Raw genomic sequence first — 12,791 nt, 5'->3', positions numbered from 1 at the left:
GTGCGCGACCTTGCGGTGGACTACTACCGCGTCTCCGGTGTGGTGCTCATCGTCGCAGGGCATTGGCTGGCCGGGTCCGTCACCTACCACGATGGGCGGTTCGGTCGGCAGAACCCACTGGTGGAGTTGCCCTGGACGCAGTGGCTGACCTGGCCGTTCCAGGCGGTGCCGGTGTTTTTTCTGGTCGTCGGCTATGCCGGTGCGGTGTCGTGGCGACACCACTACGACGGCGACCGTGCCTCGCGCGAGGCTTGGGTGCGGCATCGGCTGGCCCGAGTGCTCGGCCCCACGGCGGTGTATGTCGGGCTGATCTCGGCAATAGTGGTCGCGCTGCACGGTTTCGGCGTGCCCGGCTCGGTGCTGGATTATGCGGGTTGGGCGGTGGCGATGCACCTGTGGTTTCTCGCCGTCTACGTGGTGCTCGCGGCCCTCACCCCCATTGCCATTGCCGCACATGATCGCTGGGGCTTGGTCGTACCGCTGGCACTGGCGGCGGCCGTGGTGGCGGTAGACGCGGTTTCCCTGGGGGGCCATCTCCCCCAGCTGGGCTGGCTGAACTACTTGTTCTGCTGGGGCATGCTCTACCAGCTCGGAATCGCTTGGCAAACGGGGCTGTTGACGGGCAGCCGACCCGCGGTGCTAGCTGCCGTGTCAGCGATTGCGCTGACCCTGTTGATTTGGATCGGCCACTATCCGATCAGCATGATCGGCGTTCCCGGCCAAGCCGTACAGAACACCACACCGCCCACGGCTGCCATGCTGGCGTTCGGGTGCCTGCAAGCCGGAATCGCGGTGATGGCCGCGCCTACGCTCAATCGCGCACTGCGATCCAGACGGGTTCATCGGGTGCTGTCGTTCGCCAACAACAACGTGATGGCGCTCTATCTGTGGCACATGGTGCCGGTCGTGATCGTGGCCGTCGTCGCCTATCCGGCTGGGCTGTTGCCACAACCGGAGCTCGGAACAACGGCTTGGTGGTTGGCCCGCCTGGAGTGGGAGGTGGTGCTGATGCTGGTCACCGCGGTCGAGATGTTGTTGCTGTGGTGGCTTCAGCGCCTCTTCGAGGCTCCGCTGCCCACGGTCGGTGTGGCGCTGCCGGCGCGGTGGGCCGAGTCGGTCATGCTGACCGGCGCCGCCATGTCGGCGTACTTCCTGTGGTTCATCGCCACCGAGGGCTTCGCGCCGTCCGGCAGATTTCCATGGGTAGCCGCGATCGTTTTCGCCTTCGGGTTGGTGCTAGTGGCCTGCCGCCCGGCTAGGGCCGAGTGAACTCCCCCATACCGCGACGCCAACACCTGACGGGCGAGGGCCGGCCGCGCACCGAAAAGGACCGGCCGTGCCGGAAACCCGCGACGGCAACCACAGTCACTGATTCGCCCGCCAACCCCACGGCGCACCGATAGCATCCAAGGGCAGGGGGGAACGAGGCAAACCAATGTCCAGGTTCGGCAAACATCCCGGGATTGTGGTCGGCGTCGACGGCTCGCCCGGTTCCAAGATCGCGATCCGCTGGGCTGCGCGCGACGCCGAGTTGCGCAACGTTGCACTGACTTTGGTTCATGTGCTGCCCACCACCGCGGGGACCCGGCTGAGTTCCTCGTTAGCTCCGCAACACACCGGCAAACTGCGAGAACGAGGCCAACAACTGCTCGACGAGGCCCTGCAGATCGCCAACGAAAGCTGTCAGCGCGGCCCGAACCAGATCAACCTGGAAATGCCCAGCGGGACGGCGGTGTCTGCGTTGGTCGACATGTCCAAAAACGCCGACTTGCTGGTGGTCGGATACCTCGGTACCGGCACCCTGCGGGGACGCCACCTGGGCTCGGTGAGCGCCGGCCTCATCTATCACTCGCACTGTCCCGTGGTCGTCATCCACGATGACGTCGACTTGAATCCCGACAGGGAGCGGTCCACGGTACTGGTCGGCATCGATGGCTCCCCGACTTCGGAACTGGCGATCGCGCTCGCATTCGACGAAGCCTCACGTCGCAAGGTCGATCTGACCGTGGTGCACACGTGGCAACCGCCGAATGTGTTTGATCCGATCGTCGGCTTTCCCGGTCCGGGCTGGCGGACGCTGCGTTCCCGAGAGGACCAGGTCGTGGCCGAGCGACTGGCCGGCTGGACCGAGAGGTACCCCGACGTCGCCGTTCACCGCATTATCGCGCGCAACAATGCCGCACCTGAGCTTGTCGACAGCTCGACGCAAGCCCAGCTGGTGGTGATCGGCAGCCATGGCAGTGGCGGATTTGCTGCAATGCTGTTCGGTTTGGTCAGCGCCGCGGTGGTGCTGCTGACCCATGTTCCGGTCATGATTGCGCGACGATCGCCGCCGACGCCCGGCTAACTCTGACCGTAAAGCGCTGTGCGACAGCGCTTCTGACGAGAACCAAGCCACCGGCCAGGCGGCCGGCGAGCCATTCGGGTTGCGCGGTTCATATGGGTAGCCTACCCTAACATCCAGTGACAGAAAGGCTGGTTGCACGCCCATGCTGCCCATCGATCCACACGCCGATGCCTCCCGACGGGCTTGGCTGCCGTGCCCGCGCTGCCCGTGGGGCCGCGACGCATGCCAGGACTGCCGTAACGGCCGCAACTGCGGCACCCATTGGCAATATCTACTGAGCAATCGCGCGACCGAGTTGCACCTGCAGTGCCCGAGCTGCGCGGCCCTGTGGTCGACGGATACGCGAAATCGTCCGCGGACCCACGCCTCCGGCCGACACTAGGGCTACCTGCGCGAACAGCGGCAAACACGCCGCCCTAGGGCGGCCATCACGCGGCCGAGTCGGGTTGATCCCAGCCGTCCAGGTCCGGCAGTGGGCGTCGACAGATGGCGCGGGCCTGCTCGGCATCGAGTCCGAATAAGCGCAATAGGTCTTCGGTCACCGCGTCGGCGGCCGCACAGCCGTCCCGTTGCGGGTCGGCCCGCAACAAGGTGCCCAGGCCCAGCAGCGCCCCGCCTGCCATGGCCAGCGCTAGTTCCGGGTCCTCTACCCGAAACCGCCCCGCATCGGAAGCGGCCTTGATGTCGCGCAGGGCCCGAGGAGCCAGTCCCCGGTCCGAGGACAGCAGGGCCGCGCCATTGGCCAACAGGATCTCGCTCTCTTGCGGGCGGCGACGGAAGAGTCTGCCAGTCAGCCGAAAACTGGCAGCAAACGTTTCGGCGGGGTCTTCGATCGACGCGGTGCACCGGTCCAGCAGCGCCCCGTGCGCGTCCAGCACATCGGCGACAGCGGCCTCGAACAACTGCTCCTTGCTATCGAAGTGGTTGTAGAACGAGCCCATGCCGACGTCGGCAGCTTGGGTGATCTCCAGCACCGGCACATTGAGTTTGCCTTCGGCGATCAATCGTTGCGCAGCCCTGAGAAGGGCCGTGCGGGTGCGCCGCTTACGCCGCTCCGAGCGGTTCGCCTGGGCGGGCGCGCCCCGATCCGATGTCGTCACCAAGGCAGTATGCATCACTTGTGATGATTTCGTCAGAAATGTTGACCGAGTGCGGCCTCGTATGTGACGATTTCGTCAGTTAGTGACCAAGGAAGTGGCGGTGGACGCGATGGTCGACATCGGCGGTGACCTGAACAAGGGCGTACATCAGGACATGCACAGCGAACAGGGCGCCCGGCCCGACGAACACCCCGGCAGGTCCGGTAATCCGATCATCAAAGTTGTCGACCTGGCGTGGCTCGAGTTCGAGAAGCCGGACCTGGTTCGTACCGAGGCGTTCGCGCGCGCCTTCGGCCTACAGACCGCATGGCGCAGCCCCGACGAGCTTCGGTTGCGTGGCACCGATGCGGGCGCGGCCTGTGTGATCGTGCGCCGTGCGCCACGGACCCGATTCGCCGGCGTTGCCTACCGGGCCTGCGATGAGGTCGACGTCCTGCGTCTTGCCGATAAATGCGGGGCAACCGCACGACCACTGCCGGAGACCATCGGCGGGCTTACGGTCGATCTGGTCGACCCCAGTGGAATGTCGGTACGCGTGGTCGCGGGCATGGACGAACTGCCCGCGCTTCCAACGCAGCAACCAAGCGTTCTGAATTTCGGACATGATCTGCCACGCGCCAACCTTCCCCAGCGCCCCCCGCGGGTACCCGCCCGGATACAGCGACTAGGGCGTGTCTGCTTAATGTGAATGGTGTTTTGGCTGATGCTGTTTGGGTGATGCGGACGCATGCGATTTCTGATGATTTGTGGTCGCTGATCGTGGCGGTGTTGCCTGCGGGGCGGCGGCGTGGCCGGCCGTGGAACGATCATCGACGTACTCTGGAGGGCATTATCTGGCGTTACCGTACGGGATCTCCGTGGTGTGACCTGCCCGAGCACTTCGGTCCCTGGCAATCGGTGGCCGAGAGGCATCTACGCTGGTCGGTCGATGGCATCTACGCGCGGATCTTCGCGGCGATCGCCTCTGACCTCGACGCCGAGGACGCCGACCTGGGCGCACTGTTGTCGGTCGATTCGACCAGTGTGCGCGCCCACCAACACGCAGCCGGAGCGCCCCGGGCGCCGCACAGGGGGATCTGTCGAATTACAAGAAATATCTCGATGAGCCCGATGACCACGCCATTGGGCGTTCCCGCGGCGGGCTGACTACCAAGATCCACGCCTTGACCGACCAGCTGTGCAGTCCGGTCACCCTGGCACTGTCGGCCGGTCAAGCCGGTGATAATCCGATGCTTTGGCCACTGCTGGCCGCCCGGTGCAGCAACTCATACGCCCCGTTTCGCCTGCTGGCGGACAAGGCGTACTCCCATGACTCGACGCGGGCACAGCTGCGCCGGCTCAAGATCGCCCATACCATCCCCGAGCGCAGCGACCAGATCACCCGCCGCAAAGCCAAAGGCCGCAACAGAGGACGGCCTCCGGGGTTCTCAGGCCGAATCTACAAGCACCGCAACACCGTCGAGCGAAGCTTCAACCGGCTCAAACACTGGCGCGCGGTCGCCACCTGCTACGACAAATACGCCCTGACCTACCTCGGCGGTGTCACCCTGGCCGCCATCATCACCTACCACCGCGTCCGCAATTAGCAGACAGGACTTAGGCGCCCCATTTAGCCGCTTCGGCTTGGTCACGAGCGCTCATGGCCAGGGTATTGGATTCATGGGTGCTTGCCATCGACTGATAGGCGCGCACCAAGTCCTCCATGGCCTGATTCCACTGGGTCTGCCAACCTTGGTAGGTCAGACCGGTATCGCCCTGCCAGGCATTGGACAGCGCGGCCTGCTCGGCGGCGATATCAGCACCCAGGCCGTGCAGCGAGCCGGCATAGCCCGACATGTCGCCGGCATGAGCCAGCATCGCCGGGTAGTTGTACATGATCTGTGACATATGGATCCTTTCCTCGAGGCAACGTGTTGGGAAACTCAGAAGCCGGGATAGCTCGATGCGGCGGCGGCATCGGTAGCCACATACGTGCCCGCGGCATCCCCGAGGTTTGCCTGCGCCACGTCCAGCAGGGTGTTGACTTTTCCGGCGGCCTCCACAAAGCGGGCATGCGCGGCCTGAAAGGCCGTCGCAGACTCGCCGATGTGGAAGGCCTGCGCCGACAGCGCCGATTGCTCCGCCTGACCGATGGTGTGACGCATCAGCCCGACTTTGCCGGCAAACGCCGACTGCGAGGCCACCAACTGGCCGATGTGGGCATCCAACAGACTCATAAATGTCCTTTCTATCGATATGTTTCGGCGTACTACCTATGACAACGCCAGCTCCACCATCCTGTTCTCGCCCACCGGGGCGAAACAGTTTGGTTGCCAGAGACTGGGCAACAGCGGACTGGCTGCACCGCGCCCGTATTCATCACCGCCGAAGAGCACCAGCCCGGCCGGTTGCACCACCGCCTTGCTGGCAGTAGTTCCGGCAAAGCCCGACGTTCCCGCGTGCTGGCTGCCGGCCTCGAGCGGCATCGGCTCTACGCCGGAAGTGTCGTGTACCGATGAAGGCCGCGCAGCCTGGCCCACCCCCGACACCTCATCCGGCCCGCGCAGCACATCACGGTAAGACCCTTGATCCCCAACGGAAATCGGCACGTCTCCGAGATGCTGGGTGATTCCCAGCGGCAAACTGGCCGACAACGAAACCCCGGCTGCCGCCGCCGGCGAGATGGTGGCCGGCGCCACAGCACCGGCCGCGGCGGCCTGAACCATGGACAGGAGACCGACCGCTAGGGAGGGGTTTTCGTTGAGCAGAGCACCGAACTGCGGCAGAAACTGGTACTGCCAATAGTGGACGTAGTACGCAGCACCGATGTGATGGGCAGCAACGGTAACGCAATCCACACCGATGCTCGATTGATCGAACATGGATCCGAAAGCGGTTGAGTAGGAGGCGTCCGAGAGCACGGATGCCGTGTCGATGAAGCTTCCGAATTCGGCGTGTCCCGAGTCGTCGTTGTCAGCAAGCAGGTCCAAGTGGCTGACCGCGACGGCTGGCGCGTCGATACCGGGATTCACCAGCACCGGCGCCGGAACCGCTGGCGGCACTGCCGCCAACGCAGCGGTCGAGCAGGCCTGATACACGCCCATCACGCCAGCGGTCTTGGCCTGACCCCGTGAACTGGTCCGCGGCGAACGAGAGTCATTCATCGGTGGGTACAGGCGGCAGCATAGCGGGCAGGCGGTAGGTAGCCCAGCGATGAATGCCGCCGATGATGGTTGTACTCGTGCTTCCAGTCGCCGATGACGACACGGGCCTGGGCCAGTGACCAGAAGCTATTGATGTTGAGGCACTCGTCGCGGATGCGGGAGTTGAACGACTCGACATAGCCGTTGCGCCATGGCTCGCCGGGCGGGATGAAGTGGAGTCCGACCTGGCCCTCGGCCCAGTCTGCCATTGCGCTGCAAGCCAATTCGGGTCCGTTGTCACACCGCAGCACCGCGGGTAAGGCCCCGCGCCCGGCGGCTATGCGGCCCAACTCCTCGGTGAGGTGATCACCGGTGATGCTGCGCTCGACCATACCGCCGAGGCATTGGCGGGTGTGCTCGTCGATGATCGACACGATCTTGATCGGCCGCCCATCGGTGGTCACGTCGAACTGGAAGTCCACCGCCCACACCCGATCGGGTGCATCGGCGACTACCCGTGGCGGGGCGGTGGAGGTGCCGTGCCGTTTGCACTTGCGACGCTGCGGGACCCGCAGTCCTTCCTCACGCCAAAGCCGTTGCACCTTCTTATGGTTCACTTCCCAGCCTTCGCCGCGGGCATCGTGGTAGGCCGGTCGGAACCCGCGACGAGGATGCTTGTTGGCGTAGTCGCGTAGCCACTCCCTCAGAGCGGCGTCAGGATCGGCCGGCGTGCCCGCAACCGGTTCGTGGCGTTGGGTGGCGCGGTGCTGCCCGGTGACGCGGCAGGCAAACCGCTCGCTGACCCCCAGCACGCGCTGGAGATGACGAACGGCCGCCCGCCGGCGCTCCGGGCCTAAAAGTTTCCCCGGGCGATCTCCCACAGCGCGTCCTTCTCCAACTAGGCATCGGCCAACAACCTTTTGAGTGCGGCGTTCTCGCGTTCGAGGTCCTTGAGCCGTTTAGCGTCCTCGGCCTTCAGGCCGCCGAACTGGTTGCGCCACCGGTGGTAGGTAGCCTCAGAGACCCCCAGCTCGCGGCAGACCGCCGCGGTGTCCTTGCACTCGGCCAACAGCCCGTCCGCGGTCATCAGCTTGCGCACAATCTGCTCCGGACTGTGCCGTTTCCTCGTCGCCATGATCTTGTCGAGCCTTCCTGCCCACAACGTGGGCCACAAGACTCTCACAAGCCGTGGATCAACCGATCGGGGTCAGGCCAGCCTGAATCCACATCCGCACATAGTCGGCTTCGTTTAGAGCGATGGGAGCCACGTTGACGCCAAAGAAGTTAATTGCAACCAACACCTCGTGCACGGTGTGGTTTTCGGCCAACTCCGTCAACGTTGGCATCTCGGCCAACGCGCCGCTGTATGCCGCTGCGGCGGCCTCAAGGGCTGCGGCAGCTTCGGCACACACCAGGGCCGTCTCGGCCAGCCATGCCTTATACCGAATATGTTCGGCTACATAGCTTTCTGCGCCTGCGTCTTCCCATTGCCAGCTGACTTCACCAAGCACAAAGCTGATGTCAACCGCCGCCAGCGCGAACTTCTCGCCGAGGCCCGCCCAGGCGGCCGCAGCCGCCTGCAGCGGTCCGAGCCCGGGGCCGCTGCTCAGTAACGCTGAATGCACTTCAGGCGGAGCAGCCATCCAAATGGGCGACGTCATCTCGAGTGGCTCACATGAACAACCCATAGGTCAACGCTGCAGCGGCGTCACCACTGGCATAGCTCAGACCCGATTCACCCACACCAACACCGGAACGGCCTAGGTCCTGTCTGCTAATTGCGGACGCGGTGGTAGGTGATGATGGCGGCCAGGGTGACACCGCTGAGGTAGGTCAGGGCGTATTTGTCGTAGCGGGTGGCGACCGCGCGCCAGTGTTTGAGCCGGTTGAAGCTTCGCTCGACGGTGTTGCGGTGCTTGTAGATTCGGCCTGAGAACCCCGGAGGCCGTCCTCTGTTGCGGCCTTTGGCTTTGCGGCGGGTGATCTGGTCGCTGCGCTCGGGGATGGTATGGGCGATCTTGAGCCGGCGCAGCTGTGCCCGCGTCGAGTCATGGGAGTACGCCTTGTCCGCCAGCAGGCGATACGGGGCGTATGAGTTGCTGCGCCGGGCGGCCAGCAATGGCCAAAGCATCGGATTATCACCGGCTTGACCGGCCGACAGTGCCAGGGTGACCGGACTGCACAGCTGGTCGGTCAAGGCGTGGATCTTGGTAGTCAGCCCGCCGCGGGAACGCCCAATGGCGTGGTCATCGGGCTCATCGAGATATTTCTTGTAATTCGACAGATCCCCCTGTGCGGCGCCCGGGGCGCTCCGGCTGCGTGTTGGTGGGCGCGCACACTGGTCGAATCGACCGACAACAGTGCGCCCAGGTCGGCGTCCTCGGCGTCGAGGTCAGAGGCGATCGCCGCGAAGATCCGCGCGTAGATGCCATCGACCGACCAGCGTAGATGCCTCTCGGCCACCGATTGCCAGGGACCGAAGTGCTCGGGCAGGTCACACCACGGAGATCCCGTACGGTAACGCCAGATAATGCCCTCCAGAGTACGTCGATGATCGTTCCACGGCCGGCCACGCCGCCGCCCCGCAGGCAACACCGCCACGATCAGCGACCACAAATCATCAGAAATCGCATGCGTCCGCATCACCCAAACAGCATCAGCCAAAACACCATTCACATTAAGCAGACACGCCCTAGTTCCTCAATGCCTTCCGTAGTGACGGCGACATGCTCGACACCGTGCGCGCTGAACCCGATCGCCGCCTCCAGCGACACCGGATCAGCCGCCGGCGGTACCACCGCAGTAATCAGCGGCGCCAATGCAGCATTGGCAGCTGCCAGCCGAGCGGTCAACGCCTCCACGGCCGCGCTGGTCGCGACCAGACCTTCAGGAACTACCCGCAATACCACTACCTTCCCCCTTCTGACTCATCAACGAAATTCGATTGCTTTCCACCGCGTCTCGCACGGAATGCGAGCCAAAGAAACTGAACTTCAATAGACCTACAGCACAGTGCATTCCATACATTCCGCCGTCGTGACTCCACCGATAGCAACAATGGGTCGCCCGGCGGCCTCGCCTGCACCATCCACTCCTCGCATTCCTCGGCCCGTAGCGAGGCATCAGCCCGTCGTAGCCAGTTCAGCCGTGCCCGTGGTGCCGCCACAGCGACACCACAACCGGTCATCGTCAGGACAGCCCCGTGACGGTGGATGTCCACGCCACCTACGGTGCCGCAACACGGCGACCGTCTCTTGACATTCCAAGACATTCTTTTGACTTTTCAGGACTTCGGCGTGTTGCGTACCCCACAGGCCACGCCCACGTGAGAGTCGCGTTACGCCTGGTTACCAGGTCGCCGGCAGCATCGGCTCCCGCAAGCCGCCCTCAAACTCGCTGCCGCCCAAAACCATCAACCCCGCCGGGCGCACAGTGGACCCTTTGGCGGAGGTGCCGGCAAAGTTCGACATGTCGGCACCCCGCTCAGAAGCCACCGCCGAAGCCGGGTTGCTTGCCGGCACCGCCGATCCAGTCGAGGCCAGTCCCGCCGCCGGCGCCGGCGCGGTTGGCTCCGCCAACGACGGCGCCACCCCCCCGCGCGCGCCCACGAACACCACCTGGTCCTGGCCGGCATCGCCCAACTCACCCCTGCGCGACTGGTCCGCCAGGAACGCGGGAATGCCAATCGGCAATGCCGTCGCCAATGAGACCGGCAGCCCCGTCGACAACCCGATCACAGCGCCGTTGAGGAGCAATGGCGCGGCGATCGTAAGAAGCGGGGGCCCGAATAGCAGCCCCAGGAACCCCACGAAGATCGAGAACATGAGCCCCAGAATCGTGAAGACAAACGCCTCCACAAGGATCAGAAAAGGCAGGACAAAGGCCAAGATGATCGTGTAGGCGACGATGGCATACAGGATCTCGAGCAGTATCAGAATGATCTGAACCAGGATCCACAGAATGGACGGCCCGTCGGCAGGCGCGGCGGGCAGAGGGGCCGCAGAAACGCCCTCCGCCGCAACAGCTTTGAGCACCACCGGGGCCGGCACGCCGCGCGGCGCAGCAGCCAGCGCCACAGTCGAGCCCGCCTCATAGAAACTCATAACCTTGGCCGCCTGGACCCACATCCGCGCATAGTCGGCCTCATTAAGCGCAATCGGTATGGTGTTGATCCCGAAGAAATTCGTCCCAAGCAACACCGCGTGAGCGGCGTGGTTGATGGCCAGCTCCGCGAAGGTAGGCATCGCCGCCAGCGCCGCAACATATTCCGCAGCCGCCGCCTCATGCTCAGCAGCCATCACCGCATAGTCGGCACTGGCCTTGGTCAGCCACGCCGCATAAGGCAGATGAGCCGCCACATAGCTGGCCGCGCTCGGCCCCTGCCACGCCTGAGCCTGCACCCCGCCAAGAAAACCAGCGAGCTCCTCGGCGACCGACGCGTACTCAGCACTCAACGACGCCCACGCTGCCGCAGCGTTCTGCAACGCCCCGGTCCCGGCCCCGTACTCAACGAAGCCGAATGCACCTCAGGAGGTGCAGCCATCCAAATAGCCGCCGTCATGCGCGCACACCCGCGCCGGGCGCCACATCACGCACCCGCCTCACGTGGAAAGACTCGACTACAAGCAAGCCGGTCATGCACTCACTCCTTCCGGCACGGCGAACAAATATGCGGTCACAGGTATCTGGCGCATGGCGCGCAGCCATACGTGACGCCACTACGCAGTGATCTACACCATAGACACGAGCATCACCACGCCCGACAGCGCAGGGGTGTGTTGGATGTTGGCGGCTGCGCATGCCTGCGCCCACGAGTAGCAACGCACCCCCAGCCGATCTCGCCGTCGACGGCTGCTTAGGTTTGCTAATCGCTTCCTTAAAGACTGTGGCGCAGAACACAATGTCGGTGGAATCCGCTGCGGGCGGTTCTAGCGGGAGCCAGCGTGCGAGATCGCCGGCGTCGCGCCGCGGTTTTGCCATCGTGCGTGACGGACCGTCACCGGCCGGATGCTGGGCCAGGCCCAACGGCTCGTGCACGAATGCGCAGCCTGCCCTCGCACCGGAGCGCGAAATGAAATCAAGGCGATCATTTTTCCCGCGGCGTGCCATCAATGCGCGAGCTGCCAGAGGATGGCCAGCTCGTGCCACCAGCTCCGCGGCACGCACCCGGTCCGTCCTCGGCGCGACGGACAATGGCGCCGCAGTGGGCGGCGGTCACACGCCAGGCGCGGTCACGAAGTCGATGAGTTCTTCCACCCGGCCGATCAACGCCGGTTCCAGATCGTTCCAGTCCCGCACCTTGGAGCGGATGCGCTGCCAGGCGCTGGCGATGTCCGCCTGATCGGCATGCGGCCAGCCGAGCGCCTCACAGATGCCGTGCTTCCACTCGATGTGTCGCGGCACATTCGGCCACTGCTTCAGACCAAGCCGCTGCGGCTTCACGGCTTGCCAGATATCGACATAGGGATGACCAACGACCAGGGTGTCGCAACCACCCGGTCCCTGGCGTACCGCCTCGGCTATCCGTGCCTCTTTCGAGCCGGCGACCAGGTGGTCCACCAGAACACCCAGCCGACAGTCCGGACCGGGTCTGAAGTCGGCAACGATTTGGACCAGGTCGTCAACGCCGCCGAGATATTCGACGACGACGCCTTCGATGCGCAAGTCTTCGCCCCAAACCTGGGATATCAGTTCGGAATCGTGGCGGCCCTCGACATAGATCCGGCTCGCGCGGGCAACTCGGGCACGCGTCCCCGCGACCGCGACGGAGCCCGATCGCGTCCGGCCCGGGCCGGACGGGGCGGGCCGCTTCGGCGCGGTGAGAATCACCGGGCGACCGTCAATCAGATAGCCCGGGCCGAGTGGAAATCCGCGGGTTTTGCCGTGCCGGTCTTCGAGATCGATGCGGCCGTATTCGACGCGGACCACCGCACCCACGTAGCCCGACTGTGCGTCCTCGACCACCATGCCGAGCTCCACCGGGTGCTCAACGGATCGGGGTTTGCGTCGCGCTCCCGCGGCCAGCACATCGGTTCCATAGCGATCCACCACGCGGCAATAGTAGGAAACCGGACGGGCGATCGTCGCTGCGGCGCGCCGGTTAGACCTCGAAAATCGCTGCGCTGGAAACATTTTGCACGATGTCGGGCAGCTGATGACGGGTTCGGAAGCTAGCTCCTGGAAAAGCGGGATCCGCGCCGGTGGCCGCTGGTCTGGGCACAA

At 64.7% G+C, this 12,791-nt stretch carries 7 protein-coding genes and 8 pseudogenes; 4 read left to right on the top strand and 11 right to left on the bottom strand.

The window, feature by feature from the left end; genetic code table 11:
• Positions 1-15 precede the first annotated feature (15 nt).
• A complete protein-coding gene (locus G6N41_RS19995) occupies positions 16-1,269 on the top strand; it encodes an acyltransferase family protein (protein ID WP_198967938.1) in 1,254 nt (417 codons plus the stop codon).
• A 166-nt stretch (positions 1,270-1,435) separates the two neighbouring features.
• Entirely contained in the window at positions 1,436-2,347 is a 912-nt protein-coding gene (locus tag G6N41_RS19990; RefSeq protein WP_198965465.1) for a universal stress protein, read from the top strand.
• Between the two features lie 428 nt (positions 2,348-2,775).
• On the opposite strand, the gene G6N41_RS19985 is transcribed toward G6N41_RS19990, so the two are convergent.
• Complete coding sequence (locus tag G6N41_RS19985; RefSeq protein ID WP_081435712.1) at positions 2,776-3,462, bottom strand: TetR/AcrR family transcriptional regulator; 687 nt, start codon at positions 3,460-3,462, stop codon at positions 2,776-2,778.
• A 94-nt stretch (positions 3,463-3,556) separates the two neighbouring features.
• Here G6N41_RS19985 and G6N41_RS19980 point away from each other — a divergent pair.
• Positions 3,557-4,123: pseudogene (locus G6N41_RS19980) on the top strand (VOC family protein); the annotation flags it as partial.
• A gap of 38 nt (positions 4,124-4,161) precedes the next feature.
• Positions 4,162-5,033, top strand: a pseudogene (locus tag G6N41_RS19975) (IS5 family transposase).
• A gap of 10 nt (positions 5,034-5,043) precedes the next feature.
• On the opposite strand, the gene G6N41_RS19970 reads toward G6N41_RS19975, so the two are convergent.
• The 10 genes and pseudogenes from G6N41_RS19970 to G6N41_RS19925 all read right to left on the bottom strand — a co-directional run bounded on the left by G6N41_RS19970 (position 5,044) and on the right by G6N41_RS19925 (position 12,620).
• Positions 5,044-5,334, bottom strand: coding sequence for a WXG100 family type VII secretion target (locus tag G6N41_RS19970; protein ID WP_198965464.1), 291 nt, complete (start codon positions 5,332-5,334; stop codon positions 5,044-5,046).
• A gap of 35 nt (positions 5,335-5,369) precedes the next feature.
• Positions 5,370-5,663 carry a type VII secretion system protein EsxG gene (gene esxG / locus G6N41_RS19965; protein WP_012394694.1) on the bottom strand — a complete coding sequence of 98 codons (294 nt, stop codon included), beginning with the start codon at positions 5,661-5,663 and terminating at the stop codon, positions 5,370-5,372.
• Positions 5,664-5,699: 36 nt separating this feature from the next.
• Positions 5,700-6,590, bottom strand: coding sequence for a PPW family C-terminal domain-containing PPE protein (locus tag G6N41_RS19960; RefSeq protein ID WP_231608613.1), 891 nt, complete (start codon positions 6,588-6,590; stop codon positions 5,700-5,702).
• Positions 6,587-7,704, bottom strand: a pseudogene (locus G6N41_RS19955) (IS3 family transposase). The gene G6N41_RS19960 and the pseudogene G6N41_RS19955 overlap by 4 nt, the downstream one beginning before the upstream one ends.
• 79 nt (positions 7,705-7,783) lie before the next feature.
• Positions 7,784-8,230, bottom strand: a pseudogene (locus tag G6N41_RS19950) (PPE family protein); the annotation flags it as partial.
• Between the two features lie 10 nt (positions 8,231-8,240).
• A pseudogene (locus G6N41_RS19945) lies at positions 8,241-8,339 on the bottom strand (PE family protein); the annotation flags it as partial.
• A gap of 4 nt (positions 8,340-8,343) precedes the next feature.
• Positions 8,344-9,215, bottom strand: a pseudogene (locus G6N41_RS19940) (IS5 family transposase).
• Positions 9,216-9,256: 41 nt separating this feature from the next.
• Positions 9,257-9,478, bottom strand: a pseudogene (locus G6N41_RS19935) (PE family protein); the annotation flags it as partial.
• 438 nt (positions 9,479-9,916) lie between these two features.
• Positions 9,917-11,130 (bottom strand): annotated as a pseudogene (locus G6N41_RS19930) (PPE family protein).
• 653 nt (positions 11,131-11,783) lie between these two features.
• Positions 11,784-12,620 (bottom strand): DUF3097 domain-containing protein, encoded by an 837-nt coding sequence (locus G6N41_RS19925; protein WP_020729239.1) that lies wholly within the window; start codon positions 12,618-12,620, stop codon positions 11,784-11,786.
• Between the last annotated feature and the right edge of the window lie 171 nt (positions 12,621-12,791).

This window comes from Mycobacterium shottsii (assembly GCF_010728525.1).
Lineage (GTDB): Bacteria > Actinomycetota > Actinomycetes > Mycobacteriales > Mycobacteriaceae > Mycobacterium > Mycobacterium marinum.
Note: the sequence above shows the minus strand (reverse complement) of the source record. Positions and strands in the feature narration are given on the sequence as shown.